Annotated in this window: 20 protein-coding genes; 14 read left to right on the forward strand and 6 right to left on the reverse strand. The window is 70.8% G+C overall.

The features are described from left to right. Window positions 1-137: 137 nt before the first annotated feature. The 4 genes from DEI82_RS05545 to DEI82_RS05560 form a co-directional block, all read right to left on the reverse strand. Window positions 138-1157, reverse strand: coding sequence for a PHP domain-containing protein (locus DEI82_RS05545; RefSeq protein WP_111036116.1), 1020 nt, complete (start codon window positions 1155-1157; stop codon window positions 138-140). A 166-nt stretch (window positions 1158-1323) separates the two neighbouring features. Beyond that, entirely contained in the window at window positions 1324-2604 is a 1281-nt protein-coding gene (locus DEI82_RS05550) for a D-tagatose-bisphosphate aldolase, class II, non-catalytic subunit (protein ID WP_111036054.1), read from the reverse strand. A 124-nt stretch (window positions 2605-2728) separates the two neighbouring features. Continuing rightward, on the reverse strand, window positions 2729-4027 hold the full coding sequence (locus tag DEI82_RS05555; protein ID WP_111008539.1) for an alpha-glucosidase/alpha-galactosidase: 1299 nt from the start codon (window positions 4025-4027) through the stop codon (window positions 2729-2731). Between the two features lie 97 nt (window positions 4028-4124). Next, the gene (locus DEI82_RS05560) at window positions 4125-4883 is read right to left on the reverse strand and encodes a DeoR/GlpR family DNA-binding transcription regulator (RefSeq protein ID WP_181435114.1); all 759 of its coding nucleotides are present in this window, start codon (window positions 4881-4883) and stop codon (window positions 4125-4127) included. 209 nt (window positions 4884-5092) lie between these two features. On the opposite strand from DEI82_RS05560, the gene DEI82_RS05565 reads away from it, so the two are divergent. The 12 genes from DEI82_RS05565 (at window position 5093) to DEI82_RS05620 (ending at window position 18695) form a co-directional block, all read left to right on the forward strand. Beyond that, window positions 5093-6424, forward strand: a complete 1332-nt coding sequence (locus tag DEI82_RS05565) for an extracellular solute-binding protein (RefSeq protein ID WP_111026820.1) — start codon at window positions 5093-5095, stop codon at window positions 6422-6424. A 40-nt stretch (window positions 6425-6464) separates the two neighbouring features. After that, on the forward strand, window positions 6465-7427 hold the full coding sequence (locus tag DEI82_RS05570) for a carbohydrate ABC transporter permease (RefSeq protein ID WP_111036056.1): 963 nt from the start codon (window positions 6465-6467) through the stop codon (window positions 7425-7427). Beyond that, complete coding sequence (locus DEI82_RS05575) at window positions 7427-8260, forward strand: carbohydrate ABC transporter permease (protein ID WP_111008544.1); 834 nt, start codon at window positions 7427-7429, stop codon at window positions 8258-8260. Before DEI82_RS05570 ends, DEI82_RS05575 begins: the two co-directional genes overlap by 1 nt. Further along, a complete protein-coding gene (locus tag DEI82_RS05580; RefSeq protein ID WP_111036057.1) occupies window positions 8257-9612 on the forward strand; it encodes a hypothetical protein in 1356 nt (451 codons plus the stop codon). Before DEI82_RS05575 ends, DEI82_RS05580 begins: the two co-directional genes overlap by 4 nt. Before the next feature lie 75 nt (window positions 9613-9687). After that, complete coding sequence (locus tag DEI82_RS05585) at window positions 9688-10851, forward strand: SIS domain-containing protein (protein WP_111008546.1); 1164 nt, start codon at window positions 9688-9690, stop codon at window positions 10849-10851. 1 nt (window position 10852) lies between these two features. Then, a complete protein-coding gene (locus tag DEI82_RS05590) occupies window positions 10853-11827 on the forward strand; it encodes an N-acetylglucosamine kinase (protein ID WP_111036058.1) in 975 nt (324 codons plus the stop codon). Window positions 11828-11830: 3 nt separating this feature from the next. Then, window positions 11831-12835 (forward strand): aldo/keto reductase, encoded by a 1005-nt coding sequence (locus DEI82_RS05595; protein WP_111036059.1) that lies wholly within the window; start codon window positions 11831-11833, stop codon window positions 12833-12835. Window positions 12836-13191: 356 nt separating this feature from the next. Then, window positions 13192-14529 (forward strand): extracellular solute-binding protein, encoded by a 1338-nt coding sequence (locus DEI82_RS05600; RefSeq protein ID WP_258368383.1) that lies wholly within the window; start codon window positions 13192-13194, stop codon window positions 14527-14529. Window positions 14530-14538: 9 nt separating this feature from the next. Continuing rightward, the gene (locus DEI82_RS05605; RefSeq protein ID WP_111036060.1) at window positions 14539-15477 is read left to right on the forward strand and encodes a carbohydrate ABC transporter permease; all 939 of its coding nucleotides are present in this window, start codon (window positions 14539-14541) and stop codon (window positions 15475-15477) included. Beyond that, the gene (locus DEI82_RS05610; protein ID WP_111036061.1) at window positions 15477-16376 is read left to right on the forward strand and encodes a carbohydrate ABC transporter permease; all 900 of its coding nucleotides are present in this window, start codon (window positions 15477-15479) and stop codon (window positions 16374-16376) included. The genes DEI82_RS05605 and DEI82_RS05610 overlap by 1 nt, the downstream gene beginning before the upstream one ends. Before the next feature lie 82 nt (window positions 16377-16458). Next, window positions 16459-17529, forward strand: coding sequence for an amidohydrolase family protein (locus tag DEI82_RS05615; RefSeq protein ID WP_111036117.1), 1071 nt, complete (start codon window positions 16459-16461; stop codon window positions 17527-17529). After that, entirely contained in the window at window positions 17526-18695 is a 1170-nt protein-coding gene (locus DEI82_RS05620) for an FAD-binding oxidoreductase (protein ID WP_181435115.1), read from the forward strand. Before DEI82_RS05615 ends, DEI82_RS05620 begins: the two co-directional genes overlap by 4 nt. Before the next feature lie 106 nt (window positions 18696-18801). Here DEI82_RS05620 and DEI82_RS05625 read toward each other — a convergent pair whose 3' ends face one another. Then, window positions 18802-20121, reverse strand: coding sequence for an alpha-glucosidase/alpha-galactosidase (locus tag DEI82_RS05625; RefSeq protein WP_111036063.1), 1320 nt, complete (start codon window positions 20119-20121; stop codon window positions 18802-18804). A 107-nt stretch (window positions 20122-20228) separates the two neighbouring features. Here DEI82_RS05625 and DEI82_RS05630 point away from each other — a divergent pair, with 107 nt between their 5' ends. Next, entirely contained in the window at window positions 20229-21044 is an 816-nt protein-coding gene (locus tag DEI82_RS05630; protein WP_111008553.1) for a DeoR/GlpR family DNA-binding transcription regulator, read from the forward strand. A 116-nt stretch (window positions 21045-21160) separates the two neighbouring features. Further along, window positions 21161-22063 carry an ROK family protein gene (locus DEI82_RS05635; RefSeq protein WP_181435116.1) on the forward strand — a complete coding sequence of 301 codons (903 nt, stop codon included), beginning with the start codon at window positions 21161-21163 and terminating at the stop codon, window positions 22061-22063. A 163-nt stretch (window positions 22064-22226) separates the two neighbouring features. On the opposite strand, the gene DEI82_RS16470 is transcribed toward DEI82_RS05635, so the two are convergent. After that, on the reverse strand, window positions 22227-22358 hold the full coding sequence (locus tag DEI82_RS16470; protein WP_258371974.1) for a hypothetical protein: 132 nt from the start codon (window positions 22356-22358) through the stop codon (window positions 22227-22229). Between the last annotated feature and the right edge of the window lie 155 nt (window positions 22359-22513).

A 22513-nucleotide genomic window follows, 5' to 3' on the forward strand; every position in this document is an offset into this window, starting at 1 on the left:
CTCACAGTAGGGGGACCGGCGTCCATCTCGCGAGATAGCAGTCGTTGCCGTTCTGACCCAGGCGAGAGCGGCAACAAGTGCGATCTCGACGGTTTCAGCCGGCGGCCCGCCGAGCGGTTGCCGGCCCGCCGGCCCGGTCAGGCCCGCGGATGCGCCCAGGCCAGGAGGCGCTCCACCGGCCACGTCGTCACGATGCGGTCGGCCGGCACCCCGTTCTGCGCCGCCCGCTCCGCCCCGAGCCGCAGGAAGTCGAGCTGTCCGGGCGCGTGTGCGTCGGTGTCGATGCTGAACAGGCAGCCCACCTCGAGCGCGAGCCGGATGAGGTCGTCCGGCGGGTCCTGTCGCTCGGGTCGGCTGTTGATCTCGACCGCCACGTCGTGCTCCACGCACGCCTCGAACACCGCACGCGCGTCGAACGTCGACTGCGGGCGCTCGCCGCGGGACCCCTGCACGAGGCGGCCGGTGCAGTGCCCGAGGACGTTCGTGTGCGGATCACGGATGCCGCCGAGCATGCGCTCCGTCATCGTGCGGCGGTCAGCGCGGAGCTTCGAGTGCACGCTCGCGACGACGACGTCGAGCCGGTCGAGCATCGCCGGGGTCTGGTCGAGCGTGCCGTCCTCGAGGATGTCGACCTCGATCCCGCTGAGCACCCGGACGTCGGGGTGGTCCGCCCGGACGTCGTCGAGCACGCCGAGCTGTTCGGTCAGGCGCTCGGCGGTCAGACCGTGCGCGACGGTCAGGTTGGGCGAGTGGTCGGTGAGCGCGATGTACTCGCGCCCCAGGGTCCGCGCCGCCTCGACCATGAGCGGGATGGGCGTGCCGCCGTCCGACCACTCACTGTGGCAGTGCAGGTCGCCGCGCAGGTCGGCCAGGAGGCCCGCCCCGGCTTCGCTCGTCGTCTCGCGTTCCCGGTCGCGCAGGGCCTGCAGGTAGTCGGGCACGCGGTCCTCGAGCGCCTGGCCGATCACCTCGAGGCTGCGGGAACCGACCCCCTTGGTGCGGGCGAGTGCGCCGGAGCGGAGCCGGGCCTCCAGATCGTCGTCGGACCGACCGGCGATCGCGGCGGCCGCCGTGCGGAACGCCTGCACCTTGAACGACGGAGCGAGGTCCCGTTCGAGCCAGAAGGCGATCTCCTGCAGGGCGTCGACGGGGTGCACGCCGTCCATCCTGCTCGTCCGCGCGTCCCGGCGTCCCGGCGTCCCGGTGGCCGGGTGGCCGGCACCCGACCGTTCCGACGAGATCGCAGTCGTCGTCGTTCCGACGCCGGTCAGAACGGCAACGACTGCGATCTCGCGGAAGGGGGAGCGGGGGAGCGGCCGGCGGTCAGCCGACGCTGTGCCCGCAGGCCGCCGCGTAGTCGCGAAGGACCTCGCGCACGGCGTCGACCGCGAGGGCCTCGGGCTCCGGCGCCAGCACGCCCTGCCGCACCCGCGTGAACTGCTTCGGCAGGAACTGCCCGATCAGCGGCTCGGGGATCCCGGACGCGGTCAGGTTGGTGAACAACCGGTCGACGCGCTCCTCGACCTCGGGCGAGGCCCAGTAGTAGCGGATGCGGTCGCTGTAGCTGTACCGGCGGGCGATGCGCTGCTCCTCGGCGTCGCCCTCGTAGTAGTGCTCCCAGTACCCGGGATCGGCGACCATCCGCTCGTCCATGAACGTGACGAGGTCGGAGCGCTCGCCGGCGGGCACGAGTTCGCCCTCGATCGCGGCGAGGGCGAACAGGGCCTCGCGCAGGGCGAACGTCAGCCCCGGCCCGACCTTGAGCACGGCCCAGTGGTCCTCGACGAGCTCGGTCAGGTGGCCGCGGGTCTGGTAGTCGGTGCTGTGCGCCTCGAACACCATGTCGGGCTCGTCGTCGAGGACCCGCTGCAGCTGCTGCGTGGCCGTCCGGTCGTAGTCGATCACCTTGAGGTGGTCGAACTCGACGCCGGGCTGCACGACGAGTGCGACGACCCGCGGCCACACCGCGTCGAGGCCGCGGTCGCGCAGGGCGCCCCGGTGGGCGTCGAGGGTCTCGCGTGCGGCCGCGGGACTCGTCGGCTGGAGCGCGCCGAGGGTCTCGTGCGCGCCTCCCGGCACGGGCACCTCGGTGCCGATCACGTACACGGGCGGTTCGCCGTCGGTCGGCCGGGCGGCCTCGGCGATCGCGATGAGCCGGGCCGCGCGTTCGGCGACGACGGCGTCGGGCAGGGGCGTGGGGTCGCCGTCGAGCCGCATGCTGCAGTCGATGTGGAGTTTGGCGTACCCGGCGGCGGCGTACGCGGCGACGAGGTCGTCGGCCTTCGGCATCGCCTGATCCGGCGTCTCACGCTGCCACCGGTTCGGCCCGAGGTGGTCCCCGCCGAGCACCAGGCGGTCGCGGGGGAAGGACTCCTCGTCGGCGAAGCCGAGCACCTGGTCGCGGAACTGCTCCGGCGTGAGCCCCGTGTACCCGCCGAACTGGTCGACCTGGTTCGAGGTCGCCTCGATGAGCAGGACGGAGCCGTCCTCGAGGGCCTGCCGCATCGACGCCCGCAGCACGAGGGGGTGCGCGGAGCAGACGGAGGTGATCCCGACGGTGTCGCCGCCGCGGTGCCGACGGACGATGGCTTCGACCTGGTTCATGTCGTGGGGTTCCTTCCAGCGCGGTGAGCGCGATCCGTGGTCGACGACGGGACGTCGACCGGGAACGGGTGCATCGGGACCAGCATGGCGGTTCCCGACGCACCCGATGGTGGTGCGGCGGCGATCAGTGGAGACGCAGCGCCTGTGGGATCCGGTCGCCGTGCGCCTCGAGCAGCTCGTCGCACATCGCGTGGATGTCGTCCAGGCTCAGCGACGCGGCGGCGTTCGGGTCGAGCATCGCGGCGTGGTACACGTGGTCGCGGTCGCCCTCGAGGACGGCCTTGACCGTGAGTTCCACGACGTTGAGGAACGTCCGGTTGAGCGCGACGAGCTGCGCGGGCAGTGCGCCCACGGACTGCGGGTGCAGGCCGTCGGCGTCGACCGTCGCGGGGACCTCGATCGCGCACTCGTCGGGGAGGTTCGCGATCTTGCCGTTGTTCACGACGTTGACGTACAGGTCCGTCGGCTGACCGGTCACCTGCGCGCGGATGTACTCCGACGCCATCTCCGAGGTGGGCTCGAGCGTGAGTTCCCCGCCGCCCTCGAGGATGTGCTTCGTCTCGTCGAGCTCGTCGAGGTTCTCCTCGGAGCGGCGCAGGTACTCGCCGACCGGGATGCGGAACCGATCGATCGCGGCGTCGTCGTGCATGAGCCACGGCACGTACTCGGCCGAGTGCTCGCTCGACTCGGTGGGGAAGTACCCGAACCGGCGGAAGATCTCGACGCGCACGCGGCGCTGCAGCTCCGGGTCGGCCTCGACGACCTCGCGGAGGCGCGGGTACAGGTCCTCGCCGTCGCGGGTGAACCGGAGGACGAACGCCTGGTGGTTGAAGCCGGCGGTGACGTACTCGATCTCGTCCTGCGGAACGCCGACGAGCTCGGCGAGCTGGCGGTGGGTGTCGCGCACGGAGTGGCACAGGCCGACGACGCGCTGGAAGGGCGTGCTCGCCGCGACCGCCCACGGCAGCATCGCCATCGGGTTGCTGTAGTTGAGGAGCGTGGAGTCGGGCGCGACCTCGGCGAGGTCGTTCCCGATGCCCTGGAGCACGGGGATGGTACGGAGGCCGCGGAAGATGCCGCCGACGCCGATCGTGTCGCCGATCGTCTGACGCAGCCCGTACTTGGCGGGGATGTCGAAGTCGAGGCGGGTCGCCGCGTACCCGCCGACCTGGATCTCGTTGATGACGAAGTCGGCGCCCTCGAGCGCGGCGCGTCGGTCGATGTCGGAGCTGATGCGCGCGCCGGCTCCGGCCAGGTCGGACACCCGGCCGGCGAGGGCCTCGGCGTACCCGAGGCGCTCGGCGTCGATGTCGTGGAGCGACAGCTCAAGCTGTCCCTGGAGCTCCGGGTAGGTGCACAGATCGGTGACGACGTTGCGGGTGAACTCGACGCTCCCGGCGCCGATGAAGGCTACTTTGACCACGCGCTCACCCTGGCACGTCCTGCGCGTTGTGTGCAATCAATGCGCAAGAACTGCGACGCGAACTGCGCGAAGCGGCGGGGGGCGCCATGCGTCGGGCTCAGGCCCGGATGACGCGGCAGCCCTGGCGCTCGATCGCCTCGACGGCGCTGTCCGGAGCGCGCAGGTCGGTCACGAGGACGTCGACGGCTTCCATCGGGCACACTCCGGCCAGCGCGGTCCGGCCGATCTTCGTCGCGTCCGCGAGGACGACCGTCGCCCGTGACCGCTGACTCATCCTGGCGTTCACACGGGCACCCACCGGGTCGTAGTTCGTGCAGCCGGCGGCAGCGTCGACACCGTCCACACCGACGAAGGAGACGTCGATGTGGTAATCGGCGAGGAACGACTCCGCGCTCGGTCCGACGGTCTCCTGACTGCTGGCGCGCACCTCGCCACCCGCCGCGAACACGCGGATCCCGCTGTTGCCCACGAGGCTCGAGGCGACGTTGAGTGCGTTCGTCACGACGGTGAGCCCCGGGCGGCTGCCGAGGTGCTGCGCGAACTCCCAGACGGTGGTCCCACCCGTGAGCCCGATCACCCGCGCGCTGTCCAGGAACCGCAGCGCCGCGAGCGCGATGCGCTGCTTCTCTGCGGCGTCCTGCGAGGTCTTGTACCCGAGCGGGAGGTCGTTGAAGGCGACGTGACGCGTCGCGCCCCCACGCGTGCGGCTGACGAGCTGCTGCTGCTCGAGGACCTCGAGGTCCCGCCGGATGGTGGCCTCCGAGACGTCGAACCGGGCTGCGAGGGACGGGACGTCCATCTCGGCGTGCTCGACGATGGCCGACACGATCTGATTGAGCCTCTGCTTACGCTGCACATGCTCACAGTAGCCACTGCGCATGCACAAGCCAAGAGTACGTGCAGTACGAGCAAGAAAATGCGCGAAAGGGGCCGTTGGTGTGTGAATTCGGTCCTCGTGTTGGCACCCGCGTGCAGATCGTGCAATCGTTCCACCACACCTGCGCACGGTGCGCAGCGAGGAGGGACAGGCGCGACGATGCGTCCCTGTCTCAGAAGGGTCATGAGATGCCATTCACGCGAAAGAGCCTCAAGGGCACCGCGCTCCTGGCGGGTGCGCTGGGGCTGTCACTGCTCGCCAGCGGTTGCTCCGGGAGCTCCTCGTCCGGCGGCTCCGACCAGACCAAGGGCGTCACGATCACCGTGGCGTGGCTGAACCCGCCGCCTCCGCAGGCCGCACTCGACCAGTTCACGAAGAGCACGGGGATCCACGTCAAGTGGACCACCACCGACTGGGACAGCCTCCAGACCAAGATCTCGGCGGCGGCGACCTCGCACACCTACTTCGCCGATGCCACCGACGTCGACTGGTCGCGGGTCGGCCAGCTCGGCCAGCTCGGGTGGTTCTACCCCATGTCCCAGTACCTCGACGTCAAGAGCATGCGGCCGGACATGCCCCAGATGAGCTCGTTCACCTCGAAGGGCACGGTCTACGGCATCCCGTTCGACTCGTCCTACATGGTCACCACGGTGAACAAGGCCGAGTTCGCCAAGGCCGGGATCACGACCATGCCCACGACGATGAGCGAGTACACCAAGGACCTCCGGCAGATCAAGGCGAAGGGCGTCACGGACACCCCGCTGAACATCCCGTTCGCCGCCGCCGAGGGTCTGTCGACGCACTGGTACCAGCTGACGAACGCGTTCGGCGGGTCCGTCCTGGACAAGCAGGGGCGGCCCCAGTTCGCGTCGCCGAGCTCGCCCGGGTACAAGGCGGCCGAGTGGATGGTCGATGCGCTGAAGGACGGCCTCGTCCCCGCCGGCAACATCAACGTCAACGATTCGCAGGGCATGCAGAACCTGATGGCCAAGGGCATCACCGCCGCGACCACATCGGACTACTCGGGCAACGTCGGCAGCCTCTACGACGTCCCCGCGTCCTCCTCGGTGGTGGGCCAGGTCGAGTACATCCCGACCCCCGGCGTCCACGGCCCGGTGGCGAACCTCGGCAACCCGGACGGCATCGGCATCCCGAAGCAGGCGAAGTACCCGAAGGCGGCCGCCGAGTTCATCAAGTGGATGACGTCCTCGAAGAACCAGGCGGCGTTCGCGGGTGCCGACGGGCCCTCCAAGGTGCTCCCGAACTACCCGACGCCCTCGCGCCTCAGTGCCATGAAGGCCCTGACGACGTCCGGCCACCTGGCACAGGGCCAGGAGCTGACCACGCTCCTCGAGGGCTCGAAGGCCGTCTTCCCGGCCGGCGCACCGTCCTGGTACCCGCAGTTCTCCCGGGCCGTGAACACGAACCTGCACGCTGCGGCCGTGGGCAACGAGTCCGTCAGCGCCGCCATCAAGGCGATCGTGAAGACCACGAACTCGCTCGCGAAGGGGAACTCGTGACCCTGGTCCTGCCCTGCACCGCGACGGAGGTGACGACCCCGTGAGTGCCGGTACGAGCACCACGTCCGGTGCGACTCGGATCGCGCGGAGGAACGGCCGCGCGAACGCTCCTCGGCCGACACCGGGTCGTGGGCGGCGACGGTTCGACCTCCTGCCCTACGCGCTGGTCACGCCCCTGGCGCTGTTCATCGTCGTCCTGGCCCTCGTCCCAGCGGCGATCACGCTGGTCGAGGCGTTCTTCAAGGCCCAGCCGCTCGACCCGCCGAACTCCTTCGTCGGGCTCGGCAACTTCGTGAAGCTGTTCCAGGACGACACGATCGTCTCGAGCGTGGTGAACACGGCCTACTACGTCGTCATCGGCGTCGTGGTCTCGACCGTGCTGGGGATCGTCATGGCGGTCACCCTGCAGAAGCCGTTCGTCGGACGGTCCGTGCTCATCGCGGTCCTCATCCTGCCGTGGGCGCTGCCGGGCGTGGTCGAGGGCATCGTCTGGTCGGGCATCTGGGACAGCAACACCGGTCTGCTCAACAGCGTGCTGTCGTCGCTCCACCTGATCGACCACTACCAGGTGTTCCTCGGCCAGAACCGATTCGTCACCATCCTGGTGATCGAGATCGTCCAGGTGTGGCAGATGACCCCGCTGTCCACACTGCTCGTGCTGGCGGCCTTGCAGAACATCCCCGGCGAGCTGTACGAAGCGGCGTCGATCGACGGTGCGACGGGCTGGAAGTCGTTCCTCCAGGTGACGCTGCCGCTCGCTCGTCCGGGCATCGCGATCGCGATGGTGCAGGCCATCATCGCGACGCTCAACGTGTTCGACCAGCCGTACGTGTTGAACGGCGCTGCCTCGACCGGAGCCTCGGTGACCGAGCAGACCTACTTCGTCAGCTTCCAGAACCTGGACTTCGGCGAGGGGTACGCGCTGTCGCTCCTCATCACCATCGCAACGGTCGTGGTCTCCCTGGCCGTCGTGCGACTCGTCTACAAGCCGGTGGAGTTCTGATGCACCGTCGTTCCGTCGCGCGCCCCCTGGGCGTCGCGTTCATCGTCCTCTGGACGCTCGTCCCGCTGTACTGGGTGCTCAACACGAGCCTCCAGACGGATCAGCAGATCAGCGCGAAGCCGGCCAACTACATCCCGCCGACGCCGACGTTCGCCAACTACGCGACCCTGCTCGGAGGCAGTGGGGACGTGGCCTCGTCGGTCCGGCAGTCGACGCTCAACATCTTCGTCGAGTGCGGCGGGGCGACGATCGTCACCGTCGTGCTCGCGACGATCGCGGCGTACGCGTTCGCCCGGATGACGTTCCGTGGTCGGAACGTGCTGTTCTACGCGGTCCTCGCGACGATGGCCTTCCCCGCCTACGCGACGCTCATCCCGCTCTACGAGATGCTCAGCACCGCCGGGCTCGTGAACACGTACACCGGCATCGTGCTCGTGTACGTGTCGGGGTTCCTGCCGCTCGCCACGTGGATCCTCTACAACTACATGTCGAGCCTGCCCCTGGCGCTCGAGGAGGCCGGGTCGATGGACGGCGCCAGTCGGCTCGGCGTGCTCTGGCACATCGTGCTGCCGCTCGCCCGCCCGGGCATCGTCTCGACGGCGATCATCACGTTCCTGTCCGCCTGGGCGCAGTTCCTGTTCCCGCTCGTGCTGTCGAGCGACATCTCGACCCAACCGCTCACGGTCGTGATCGCCGCGCTGCAGGGGCGGCACACGGTGCCGTACTCCCTGATGAGCGCGGCGGGCGTCCTCGCGGTCGTCGTCCCGGCCGCCATCGCGGTCGTGCTCAACCGGTACATCGTCAGCGGCCTCCTCACGGGGAGCGTCAAGTGAATCGAGGCGGGGCGTTCGTCCTCATCGGCGCGGGCAGCACGGTGTTCACTCCGGGCCTCCTGACCGATCTCGCCCGCGCGGCGGCGTTCGACGACGTCACGGTCCGCCTGGTCGACGTCGCTCCCGAGGCGGCGGAGACCATGGCGGCCGTGGGGCGCCGGATCGCCGCGCAGTACGGATCGCACATGCGCGTCGAGGCGGTGCACGACCGGCGTGAGGCCCTGCGGGGCGCGCAGTTCGTCACGACGACCATCGCCGTCGGGTCGGCCGCCGGATGGCGGCGTGACCTCGAGGTACCGGAACGGTTCGGGATCCGGCAGACGGTCGGCGACAGCGTCGGACCGGGCGGCGTCCTCCGCGCGCTCCGACACGTCCCGGAGATCGTCGCGATCGGCCGCGACATCGCCGATGTCGCTCCAGACGCCATCCTGTTCAACTACAGCAATCCCCTCACCGCGAACGTCCGGGCCGTCACCCGCGAGACGGGCATCCGTGCCGTCGGGCTCTGTCACGGCACGATGCACACCAAGAGCGCGCTCGCCCGGGCGCTCGAGGTCCCCGAGCAGGAGATCACAACGACGTTCGGCGGGCTGAACCACCTGTCCTGGCTGATGGACATCCGGACGGCGGACCAGGACCTGTACCCGCGCCTCCGCGAGCTCGTCGAAGCGCAGGCCGGTGGCGCCGATGCTCCCTCCGACTGGAGCGAGGGCCCGCACGCGCCGGTGTCGGCGGACCTCATGCGGACGTTCGGGCTGTACCCGGCGCCCGGCGACCGGCACGTGGCGGAGTTCTTCGCCGACCACCTCGGTCCGGCCGGCGCGGGGGAGCTCCCGTGGGGCCTCCAGGCCGGCCTCGACGCGACACGCGAGTACATCGGCGAGAAGTCGCGACTCTGGGACGAGCTGCGCGAGCTCGCGGACGGTGACCGGCCGGTGCCGCCGCCGTCCGACCAGGAGGCGGAACGACTCGTCGCCATGGCGACGGCGATCCGCACGGGCCGGACCCACGTCGAGCTCGCGGTCAACCTCCCGAACCACGGTCTCATCGGGAACCTCCCCGAGACCGCGGTCGTCGAGGTGCCGGCCGCCGTCGGTGCCGACGGCGTGCGCGGCGTGTCCGTCGGGGACCTCCCCGCCGGCATCGCCGCGGTGCTCACCGCCCGGGCGCTCCAGCAGGAGCTCGTCGTCGACGCAGCACTGCGCGGTGATCGCACGCTCGCGATCCAGGCGCTCGTGCTCGACCCGCTCGTGCCCGACCGGGCGACGGCCACCGCGATCCTCGACGCCGCGGTCGCCGAGGACCCGACCACCCTCCGTGCCGGCACCGAGCACGGTCTCGCCACCGTCTGAGCGCGACCACCTCGACCACGTCACCGGGTCGGCCCCGAGGGGTCGCCCCTCAGCCTCACCATCAGGAGAACCACCATGACCGAGACCAACCCCGACATCGATGTCGACCTCGCGGCCGCAGGGGCGACCGCGACCTTCCGGGAGATCAGACAGCAGCCCGACGTGTGGCTCGAGGCGGCATCGATCGTGCAGGGGCGCCGCGCCGACCTCGACGCGTTCCTCGCACCGCTCCTCGCGCACGACGACCTGCGCATCGTCTTCACCGGTGCCGGGACCTCGGCGTTCGCCGGCGGCGTCGTGGCCCCGACGGTGGCCCGCGCCACCGGTCGACGCGTCGAGAGCATCGCGACGACCGACATCGTGTCGAACCCCCGGCACTACCTCGCCGAGGACGTCCCCACGTTGCTGGTGTCGTTCGCCCGGTCCGGGAACAGTCCCGAGAGCGTGGCGGCGACGCGGCTGACCGACCAGGTCCTCGGCGATGCCTCCCACCTCGTCATCACCTGCAACGCCGGCGGTGCGCTCGCACAGGAGCACCAGGAACGGCCCGACTCGTTCGTGCTGCTCATGCCGCAGCGTTCGGACGACGCCGGCTTCGCGATGACGTCGAGCTTCACGTCGATGATGCTCAGCGCGCTGCTGGCCTTCCTCGGCGACGCCCCCGAGACGGTCGCGGCGCTGTCCAGCGCGGCGGACCAGGTGATCGGGGAGGACTGGGACTCGATCAAGGGGCTCGCGCAGGACGGCCTCCGGCGACTCGTGTACCTCGGCAGTGGTCCGCTCGCCGCACTGGCGCAGGAGTCCGCGCTCAAGACCCTCGAGCTGACCGCCGGCGGCGTCGTGAGCTACCACGACTCGTCGCTCGGGTTCCGGCACGGGCCCAAGGCCGTCCTCGACGCCGAGACGCTCGTGGTGGTCTACATCTCGAACGACCCGTACACGCGGTCCTACGACCTCGACATCGTGGCGGAGCTGCGTACCGCGATCGGCGCCTCCCGGGTGCTGTCGGTCGCGACCGACGGCGTCGGCGAGGGAGCGATCGTGCTCGAGGGCCTGCGCGGCACGGACGACGGGTACCTCGCGATCGCGTACATCCTGGTCGCGCAGATCCTCGCGCTCTCGTTCGCGCTCCGGGTCGGGACGACGCCGGACAACCCGTTCCCCGGCGGCGACGTGAACCGGGTCGTGCAGGGTGTGCACATCCACGAGCTCGAGGACTCCGCCGGGGACGGTCGCTGACGTGGCGGTCTTCCTGGGCGTCGACGGCGGGGGCACGAAGACCGCCTTCGTCCTGCTCGACGACGACGGACGGGAACTCGGGGCGGTCGAGGGCGCGAGCGCCTACCACCTCGAGCACGGGCTGCCGCACGTGCGGCAGGTGCTCGTCGAGGGCGTCGCCGCGGTGACGGCGGCGGCGGGGACCACCGCCGATGCCATCACCTACGCGTTCATCGCGATCCCCACCTACGGCGAGGCCAGTCACGAGGTGGCCGTCCTCGACGAGCTCCCTGCGCAGGCGCTCGGACACGACCGGTACCGGTGCGGCAACGACATGATCGCGGGTTGGGCCGGCTCCCTCGCCGACGCCGACGGGATCAACGTCGTCGCCGGGACGGGCAGCCTCACCTACGGCGAACGGGCCGGGGCGTCGTCACGTGTCGGCGGCTGGGGGGAGCTGTTCGGCGACGAGGGGTCCGGGTACTGGATCGGTCTGGAGGCGCTCTTCGCGTTCGCCCGCATGAGTGACGGACGGCTGCCGCGTACCTCGCTGCACGACCGTGTCCGTGACGCGGTCGGGGTCGAGACGGACCTGGACATGATCGACGTGGTGCTCACCCGGTGGGGGCGGAGCCGCGGCCGGATCGCGTCGCTGTCCCGCCTCGTCGTCGAGGCGGCGCAGGACGACGACGCCGCCGCGACGCGGATCGTCGAGCGCGCGGTCGACCACCTGGTGGAACTCGTCGAGGCGACGAAGCGCAACCTCGGGTTCGGCGCGGACGAGCCGGTACCCGTGTCGTACTCGGGCGGCGTCTTCAGGGCCGAACTCGTCCGGACCGGGTTCGAGCGCGCCCTCCGCGCTCGGTCGGACCGGTACGACGTGCGGAGCCCGCGGTTCCCCTCGGACATCGGCGCCGCCCTCCACGCGGCCAAGCTCGCCGGACAGCCGCTCGGCGAGGCCGCACTGGCACGCCTGTCCGCCGGTCGGACGGTCTGATCCATGTCCTCCACCGCAGCGGTGACGCGGTACGACACCATGCCGTACAACCGGGTCGGGCGGAGCGGACTGCTGCTGCCGGCCATCGCCCTGGGTCTGTGGCAGAACTTCGGGGACGATCGCCCGTACGCGACACAGCGGGCGATCGTCCGTCGGGCGTTCGACCTGGGCGTCACCCACTTCGACCTCGCGAACAACTACGGGCCGCCGTACGGCAGCGCCGAGGTCACGTTCGGCCGGGTGCTCCGGGAGGACCTCCGCCACCACCGCGACGAGCTGATCGTCTCGACGAAGGCCGGGTACGACATGTGGGCCGGGCCGTACGGCGAGTTCGGGTCCCGCAAGTCCATGATCGCCTCGCTCGACCAGAGCCTGGGGCGGCTCGGGCTCGAGTACGTCGACGTGTTCTACTCGCACCGGTACGACCCGGACACGCCGATCGAGGAAACGATGGGCGCCCTGGCGTCCGCCGTCACGAGCGGCAAGGCACTCTACGTCGGCGTCTCCAACCACGACGCCGACCAGACCCGGCGTGCGGCCGCGGCGCTCGCCGACCTCGGCGTGCCGCTCCTGGTCAACCAGCCGCCGTACTCGATGTTCGACCGGGAGGCCGAGCACGCGTTGATCCCGACGCTCGCGGAGCTCGGCACGGGAGCGGTGGTGTACTCACCGCTCGCGCAGGGGCTGCTCACGGATCGCTACCTCGGTGCCACGATCCCGGGTGACTCGCGTGTCGTGGCCGGGCGCGACCTCCCGGCGTCCGCGCTCGACGGCCCCTACCGGGACCGCGCTCGCGCGCTCGCCGCCATCGCGGCGGACCGCGGGCAGACGTTGGCGCAGCTCGCCCTGACCTGGGTCCTGCGCCACCCGGAGGTCGCGTCGGCACTGGTCGGGGCCTCCAGCGTGCCGCAGCTCGAGCAGAACCTCCGCGCGGCGACGGCTCCGCCGCTCACCCCTGCCGAACTCGCCGCGATCGAGCCGTACGCCGTCGACGGCACGGCCGCGTGAGCTGAGGGCCCGATCCGTCCACCGGGGCGAAGCACGACGGGGTCGTCGGTGTCACCGACGACCCCTTCTGACTGCGCATTCGTACAGTTCTGCGACCGTGCGGCAGCGTCAGCGGATGTTTCCTGCTTGTTTCGCGGGCCTGTGGACCAGAACCGATCAGTGCTGGTGCTCGTTTGATTGCCAGTCGTTCGAACGGTGCAATAGCGTTCCCTCCACCGCGGCACCACCGACCGGCTCGCCGCTCCGACGAGGTCGCTCAGGCCCCGCTCCAAGCGTGGCCGTGACGGGTGCCGAGGACGACTCGCGCGGCCCCGTCCGACGGCGCCGTCTCGTCCCGCTTGAACGAAGGAGTTCACGTGTTCCCCAGGACCATCAACCGCCGGGGTGCCGCCGTGCTCCGTCGTGGCGCCGTTCTCGGCGTCGCCACGGTCGCGATCGCGGCCGCCCTCACCGGCTGCGCCTCGTCCACCTCGTCGGGCGCCCTCGACACGAAGGCGAAGGTGCACCTGACCGTCTGGTCCGGCCAGGACGACCAGGCCGAGCAGATCCTCCAGCACCTCGTGTCGGAGTTCGAGCAGCAGCACCCGAACGTCTCGATCGACCTGTCCTCGGGCGCCTCGTCCACCGACCAGCTCCTCCAGAAGCTCTCCGCGTCCTTCGCGGCGAGCACCTACCCCGACGTCTCCTACACGTACGGATCGTGGGCCAGCCAGCTCGAGCAGTCCGGCCGCACGCTCGACATCACGAAGGACGTCGCCAAGCCGTCGGTCGGGTGGGACGAGTTCTCCGCCGCGGCGCGGGCCACCGCCCGGCCGACCGGGAAGAAGACGATCGGGTTCCCCGCGGTCGTCGACGACCTGTCGCTGCTCTACAACAAGACCGTCTTCGACAAGGCGCACGTCGCCTACCCGACGGCGGACTGGACCTGGGCCGACTTCCGGAAGGCGGCGAAGCAGCTCACCGATCCGGGGACGAACACCTACGGCTACGGCTACTCCGTGTCGGGGAGCGAGGAGACGACCTGGCAGTTGTGGCCGCACCTCTGGCAGAACGGTGGGTCCATCCTGTCGAGCAACGGCAAGAAGGCGACGTTCGACTCGACGGCGGGCGTCGACGCCCTCACCTACCTGCGTGACCTCGCGATCACCGACAAGAGCGTCTACCTCGACCAGACCGACACGAAGTTCGCGCAGCTGTTCGAGAGCAACCACATCGGCATGATCACCTCCGGCCCCTGGGAACTGTCGGCGCTCAAGACCGCGGGGACCTCGTACGGCGTGGTGCGGCTCCCCGGGACGAACGGCGACCACCAGACGGTGTCCGGACCCGACCTGTGGACCCTGTTCGACCACCACGACGCCGACCGTGCCTACTGGGCCGAGCGGTTCACCCAGTGGCTGACGTCGGACGAGCAGGACGAGCAGTTCAACGTGTCGTACGGCAACCTGCCGCTCCGCTCGAGCGAGGCCGACAGTGCCGAGTTCCAGCAGCAGGTCACGGCGCTCCCCGGGCTCGAGGTGATGGAGCAGAACTCGGCCAACGCCAAGCAGGCCCGGCCGACGGTCCCCGGGTACAACGGGCTGTCCCAAGCGGTCGGTGCCGCGGTGTCACAGGTCCTGCAGGGCCAGGGGACGCCCTCGTCAGCATTGAAGACGGCCACCGTCGCAGCCGACAAAGCGCTCGCGGGCAAGTAGGAGGCGACCGTGACCACGTTCGCGCTCCGACCACGGGAGACCACCACGGCGGCGGCCGCCGCCGGACGCCGGCGGAGGTCGTTCCGGGACGGACTGGAAGGCTGGGGGTTCATCACCCCTGCCCTCGTCATCGTGCTCGGGCTCACCGTCTTCCCCGGGGTGTGGGCCCTCGTCCTCTCGTTCCAGAAGTGGGACGGGTTCAGCGCCGCGGTCTCCGTCGGGGCGCAGAACTACCAGGCGCTGCTCTCGGACGGGGAACTGCACGCCGCCGTCCTGCACACGCTGCTCTACACGGTCCTGTTCGTGCCGGCATCGGTGCTCCTCGGGCTGTTCCTGGCCGTGGCGCTGAACCGGCGGATCCGGTTCATCGGCCTCTACCGAACGGCGATCTTCGTGCCGTTCGTCGCGTCGGCGGCCGCCACCGGCATCCTGACCACCTACCTCTTCAGCCCGCAGTTCGGGCTCGTCAACAACGTGCTGCGGGTGGTGCACCTGCCGCAGCAGGGATGGCTCGAGGACCGCCACGAGGCCATGATCGTCGTCACGATCATGTCCCTGTGGGGCCAGGCGGCGTTCACGACGGTGATCTACCTCGCCGCGCTCCAGGACGTCCCCGGTGACGTCATCGAGGCGGCTCGGATCGACGGGGCGAACTCGTGGCAGGTCTTCTGGCGGGTGGTGTGGCCGTCGCTCGCGCCCGTCACGGTGTTCGTCGGCATCTACCAGGCCCTGGAGGCGCTCCAGCTGTTCGACCTCGTGTACGCCACCACCCGCGGCGGGCCGCTCGACGCCACCGAAACGATCGTCTCCTACCTCTGGAAGGTCTCGTTCCAGGGCCTCCAGTTCGGCTACGGCTCGGCGATCGCGTACGCGATGTTCTTCGTCACCCTCATCCTCACGGTGTCCGTGACCGTGTACACGCGCACCTCCGGAAGGCGGTCCCGCTGATGGCCATCGACCTCCCCACCCTGTCCGCCGAGCACGGGCGCACCCGGACCCGGCCGCTCCCCGCGCCGCTCGCCCGCCGGCGCCGGAGGCTCCCCTTCAGCGGCTGGCACTTCCTGCTGGTCCCGGTGGCGTTCCTGTTCCTCCTGCCGTTCCTCGAGATGTTCATCACGTCGGTGGAACCGGCCGCCGAGATCAACGCGTTCCCGCCGGCCTTCATCCCCTCGCACGTGACGCTCGACGGGTTCCGGCAGCTGTTCGCGCAGTCGGACATCCTGCACTGGCTGCTCAACACCGTCATCGTGTCCGCGGCGGCGGTCGGCTCCCACCTCGTGCTGTGCTCGCTCGCCGGCTACGGCTTCGCGCGGCTGTCGTTCCCGGGCCGCTCGTTCGCGTTCCTCGCGGTCCTCGCCACGATCATGATCCCGACACAGCTGCTCATGGTGCCGACGTACGTCATGTTCGCCCGGGTCGGGCTCATCGACCACCTCGGCGCGGCCATCGTCCCGTGGCTCGCCTCGGCGTTCGGGATCTTCCTGATGCGGCAGTTCTTCCTGTCGCTCCCCGCGGAACTCGAGGAGGCCGGCCTCCTCGACGGGTGCACGCGCCTCCAGGTGTTCTTCCGGATCATCCTGCCGCTGGCCCGGCCGGCGCTGGCGACGCTCGCGATCTTCACCCTGCTCGGCTCCTGGAACGACCTCGTCTGGCCGCTCATCGCGATCAACAACGAGCACGCGTTCACGCTGCAGCTCGGCCTGACGAACTTCCAGGGCTCGCGACGGACGGAGTGGTCCCTGCTCATGGCGGGCAACGTGATCGCCACGCTGCCGCTGATCCTGTTCTTCCTGGCCGCGCAGAAGCAGTTCGTCGCGACGATGACCTTCGCGGGCCTGAAGGGATGACGCAGCACTGGATGTCTCGACGCAGCACGCGAGCGAGCGAGCGAGGACGACGGCGCACCGCGCGCCGTCCGGAGGAGGAATGATGGCAACACCCGACTGGGACCGCGTCGCCGAGCTACGACTGACCGACTGGCGGCCGCGCGCGCAGGTCCGCCTGCCGCACACCACGGTCACGCGGAGCGCCGTCCCCTGCGTCGACGTCCACAACCACCTCGGACGCTGGCTCAGCGACGACGGCGACTGGATGATCACCGACCCGGCCGACCTCGTGCGCACCATGGACGCCGCGAACGTCGCCACCGTCGTGAACCTCGACGGCATGTGGGGCGACGAGGTGGACGCGAACGTCGAGCGGTACGACCGTGCGTTCCCCGGGCGGTTCGTGACGTTCTGTCAGTTGGACTGGCCGCTCCTCGGCGAACCGGACGGCGAGGAGCGGCTGCTCGCCTCCCTCGACGACAGCAAGCGGCGTGGTGCACGCGGTCTGAAGGTGTGGAAGAACCTCGGGCTGCGGGTGCACGACGCCGACGGCGCCGTGATCCTGCCGGACGACCCCCGCGTGGTGCGCGTCCTCGGTCACGCCGGTGACATCGGCCTGCCGGTCCTGATCCACGTGGCCGACCCGATGGCGTTCTTCGAACCGCTCGACGAGCACAACGAGCGGCTCGACGAACTGGGGCACGAGCGCGACTGGTGGTTCGGCGACCGCTCGGTCTTCCCGACGTTCGACCGGATCCTCGACGCCCTGGAGGCCCTCGTGGTCGCCACCCCGCAGACGACCTACATCGGCGCGCACGTCGGGTGCGTCGCCGAGGACCTGGACCGGGTCGAGCGGCTCCTCGAGCGCGCGCCGAACTTCACCGTGGACACCGGCGGTCGGATGGCCGAGCTGGGTCGGCAGCCCCGCCGGTTCCGCGCCCTCGTCGAGCGGTTCCCCGATCGCGTGTTGTTCGGATCGGACGTCTACCCGGTCGACGCGGAGGCCTACCCGCTCTTCTACCGCTTCCTCGAGACCGAGGACGAGAGCTTCGACTACGCACCCGGCGCCGCCGTGCCGCCGCAGGGGCGCTGGCAGGTGTCGGGCGTGGGACTCAGCGGCTCCTCGCTCGAGCAGGTGTACGCGGGCAACGCCCGTCGCGTGCTGGGCCTGTGACCGCGGGACGCCGGGTGGCCGACGTCGTCGTGCTCGGCGCCGGGATCTCCGGAACGAGCGTCGCACTGCGGCTCGCCGAGCGCGGTGTCGCGGTCACCCTCGTCGACGCGGGGCTCCCCGGCCGAGCGACCACCGCGGGGGCCGGCATCATCTCGCCGTTCGGCCTGGCGCCGGGCGACACGGACCCGCGGTGGACGCGCGTGGTCGACGCGGCCGTCGCCCGGTACCCGGGCCTCCTGCGCGACCTCGGCGACGACGCCACCACGCGCGCCGACTACGCGATCGTCGACGAGGTCGTCGTGGCCGCCGATGAGGAGGAACGCGGCGCACTCGCGGCCCTGGCCGCACGGGCGGCGGAACGGGACCCCGGCGGAGCGGCAGGCGAGGCACCCGTGTTCCTGGAGGGCCGGGAACTCCGCGAGCGATGGCCCGCGGTCGATCCCGACCTGCAGGGACTCCTGCTCGCCGGCACCGCCAGGGTGGACGGCCACGCGCTCACGGCTGTGCTCCTGGATGCCGCGGTCCGGTCGGGGGTCGAGGTCGTCCCCGGACGCGCGGAGCTCCGTCGTGCCGGATCCCGGGCCATCGTCGAGGTCGACGGGGCGCCCGTGGTCGCCGACACCGTCGTGATCGCGACCGGGGCGTGGTCCGCATCGATGCTGACGACCGCGGGCGTGCCGACCTCCGTCACGGCGGACCGCGGTCAGATCGTGCACCTCGCGGCGGGGTGGCTGCCCACCGAGCGGCTCCCGGTCCTCAAGACCTTCGCCGGACCGTACGTCATCGGGTTCAGCGGAGGACGCATCGTGGCCGGTGCGACCCACGGGACCAGCCCCGACCACGACGCCGAGGTCCGAGCGGGCGACCAACGGACGGTGTTGCAGGACGCGCTGCGCGTCGCGCCCGGGCTCACCACCGCGCGGATCGTCGAGACCCGCGTCGGGCTGCGTCCGGCCTCGGCCGACGGGTTCCCGCTGGTCGGGCGGTCCCGGCTGGACGACGTGTTCGTGGCCACCGGGTTCGGCTCGTGGGGGCTCACGCTCGGCCCCCTCCTCGGCGAGGTGCTCGCCGACCAGGTCCTCGGCGGCCCCGTCCACCCGGTGGCCGACCTCGTCGATCCACTCCGGGTGCCCGTCGCCGTGCCCGAGGGCGCTCCGGGGGAGTGAACCGCCGAGCCGCCCCGCGGACCACCGGTCCCCGGGGCGGCTCGGCGAACGGCGCAGCGATCCGCCGCGCCGTGCCCCCACCGAGTGGGCAGGGGCACGGCGCGGGTCACGACCAGGTCGACGGGACGTGCACCCGGAGCGGCTCGGGCAAGAGGTCGCCGTGCGCGTCCACGAGGTCGTTGCACATGGCCCAGATCTGCTCGGGCGTCAGGGTCGAACTCGCGTTCGGGTCGACGAGCACGGCCTGGCGCACGAGCAGGGGATCGCCGGTCTGCGCCGCGGCCACGGCGAGCTCGGCGACCGACACGTAGTTGCGGTTCTGCGCGGCGCACTGCAGCGGCAGGTTCCCGATGCGGTGCGGCGCGAGGCCGCCCGCGTCGATCGTGCACGGCACCTCGACGGCGGCCCCGGTCGGCAGGTCGTCGATGAGCCCGCGGTTCGGCACGTTCGCGTGGATGACCCGTTCGGTGCCGGTCACCATCGAGTGGATGATCAGCGGTGCGTACTCGGCGGCGCCGTTGTCGTGGAGTTCGAGATCGGTCCCCGAGGCCAGGCGTGTCCGTGCGTCCTCGAACTCGTCGACGTTCGCTGCGCTGATGTCGAGGTACTGGAGCGGTTCGATCCGGTACCGGGCGATCTGCTCGGGGGAGCGGAGGAACCACGACAGGTACTCGGAGGAGTGCTCGCTGGTCTCCGTCGGGTAGAACCCGAACCGTTCGAACATCTCGACCCGGACGCGTCGCTGCAGTTCCGGCTCGGAGCGGATCCGCTCGCGCAGTCGCGGGTACAGGTCCTCGCCGTCGCGGGACCACTCGAGCAACCACGCCTGGTGGTTGACGCCCGCAGCACGGTAGTGCGTGCCCTCGAGCGGGACGCCGACGAGCTCACACAGCTCGTGGGCGGTCCAGTAGACGCTGTGGCAGAGACCGACCGACCGGATGTCCGGCGCGACGACCGACAGCCACCACACGTTCATCGCCATCGGGTTGGTGTAGTTCATGAGGAGGGCGTCGGGGCACACCGCTCGCATGTCGGCGGTCAGGGCGGTCAGGAACGGGAACGTCCGGAGGCCGCGGAAGACACCCCCGACACCGGTGGTGTCCCCGATCGTCTGCTGCAGGCCGTAGCGCGCCGGGATCTCCAGGTCCTTCCGGGTGCCGTCGATGCCGCCGATCTGCACCATGTTGATGACGAAGTCGCTGCCTTCAAGAGCCAGTCTGCGGTCGAGGCTCGCGACGATCGTGGCGCGCGCGCCGAGCCGCTCGTTCACCTGCTTCGCGGTGCCCTCGGCCACCGCGAGTCGGTCGGGGTCGATGTCGTGGAGCGCGACGGTGACGTCGGCGAGTTCGGGGAAGCGGAGGAGGTCGGTCAGCAGCTGGCGCGTGAACACGACGCTGCCGGCGCCGATGAAGGTAACCCGTGTCATGGTGCTGATCCTCGTCAGCAGTGCGCGGATCACCAACGGTTTCGCGCGGAACACCCGCAAGTGGACAACAGGAATGAGCGAGTGCGCGCTCCCAGTAGCATCGAGGCATGACCTACCAGGGCGGCCGGGCGGACCCGCACCCGCGCGCGACCTCGGTCAAACGATCGCAGCGCATGCTCGCCATCCTCGAGCGCCTCGCCGAGAGCGGAAGCCTCAGTCTCGAGTCGCTCTCGGCGGAACTCGCGGTGTCCCCGGCGACGATCCGGCGCGACCTCGCCGACCTCGAGGACCAGCAACTCCTGCGTCGTACCCACGGCGGTGCGAAGACCTTCGACACCGCGATCGAACTCCCGGTGCAGCTGAAGGACACCCGCTTCCGTGAGGCGAAGGCGCTGATCGCCCGGAGAGCAGCGCAACTCATCCCGTCGGGCAGGTACGTCGTCGCCCTCTCCGGTGGCACCACGACGACCGAGGTGGCGCGGGTGCTGGCCACGCGCCGCGAACTCACCATCGTGACCAACTCCCTCACGACCGCGACACAGCTGGCGTCGCGACCCACCCTGCAGGTCATCATGACGGGCGGTCTCGTCCGACCACACTCGTTCGAACTGGTCGGCGTGCTCGCGGAGAACACCTTCAACGCGATCAACGTGGGCACCGCGATCCTCGGCGTCGACGGCATCACCGCCGCGGCCGGAGCCACCACCCACGACGAGGTCGAGGCCCGCACGAACCACGCGATGGTGACGCACGCGCAACGCACGGTCGTCGTGGCCGACGGCTCGAAGGTGGGGCGTGTGACGCTGGCGAGCGTGGCGACCTGCGACCAGGTCCACGACCTCGTGACGGACTCGACCGCCGACCCGGCCGCGCTCGAGGAGCTCCGGGACGCCGGGGTCCGGGTGCACGTCGCCGACGCGTGAGGGCCGGCCGGGGGACCGGTCGCCCGGCACTCGTCCCCGCGGGGGTCGTGCCATCCTGGGAACCGATCGAACACGAGCACGGCGAGCAACGACGCCGACCGAAGGAGCAGACACACGTGATCGCAGGCATCGAGACGGGCGGGACGAAGGTCATCTGCGGGGTGGTCTCCGAGGACGACCCCCAGCGGCTGCTCAGCACGACCCGGATCCCCACGACCACGCCCGACGAGACCACCACCGCGATCAACGCCTTCCTCGCCGAGGCCGAGGCGTCGTCGTCCGAGCCGGTCACCGCGCTCGGGGTGGCGTCGTTCGGCCCCGTCAACGTCGACCCCGCCGAGGACCGCTGGGGCTGGGTCACCGGGACGCCCAAGCCGGGATGGGCGGACCAGGACCTGCTCGGACGGATCCCCCTGGCCTCCCGGGTCCCGACCGTGATCATGGCCGACGTGGGCAGCGCGGCCCTCGGCGAAGCGACCTGGGGCGCGGGGCGCGACGTCGACCGCGTCGGGTACGCGACGTTCGGGACCGGCGTGGGCGTCGGCCTCGCGCTCGGCGGCCGACTGCTGCACGGGAACGGCTACCCCGAGATGGGGCACGTCATCGTCCGCAAGCACCCGCAGGACGACTTCGTCGGCAGCTGCCCGTTCCACGGCGACTGCCTCGAGGGGCTCGCGTCCGGGCCGGCCGTGATCGGTCGATGGGGACACGACGCTTCCTCGTTCACCGACCCGGAGGAGCAGGCCCTCGCCTACGAGATGCTCGGTTCGTACATCGCGCAGCTCGCCCTCACAGCGGCGATCACCGCCGGTGTGCAGCGCTTCGTCGTCGGCGGCGGGGTGCTCAAGTCCCCGGGGCTGTTCGACGCCGTGCGGGCGCAGTTGCCGATCCTGTCCGGTGGGCCCGGCGCGGGGCACGCCGCGTCGCTCGACGCACCGGACTTCCTGGCGCAGCCGGCGCTCGGGGACCACTCGGGCGTGCTCGGGGCCGTCGCGGCGGCGCTGACGCTCGAGCGCTGACCCGATCCCGGGCGACTGCGCGCCTGGACGACGACTGCGCGCCTGGACGACGACTGCGCGCCTGGACGACGACTGCGCGCCTGGACGACTGCGCCGTCGCGACGACAGCGCGGTCGTCGTCGGCGCGCGCCCTTCCGGAAGCCCCGCGCCCGCCCGAAGCGCGCTACGGCCGGTAGTCGCCCCGTCGTCGGTACAGTGCCGCGGCGGACTGGTCGGCGAACGGCTTCACGCCGTGCATCCCGCCGACCGTCTTCACGGCGGTGCTGAGCAGCCACGCTGCCGTTCGTGCTGCCATGGTGATGATCCGCATGCTGACTGCCCCCTCGTGGTGATCGCGAGGCTAGCCCCTCCCGCGTGCTCCCGTCACGGTCCATCGCGGGCGTTGAGCCGCAGTACGGACGACGAGCCGGGGCGATGCGCGGCGCACTGTCCGGAACCCGGTTCGGGCGG

Source organism: Curtobacterium sp. MCBD17_019 (assembly GCF_003234555.1).
Taxonomy (GTDB): domain Bacteria; phylum Actinomycetota; class Actinomycetes; order Actinomycetales; family Microbacteriaceae; genus Curtobacterium.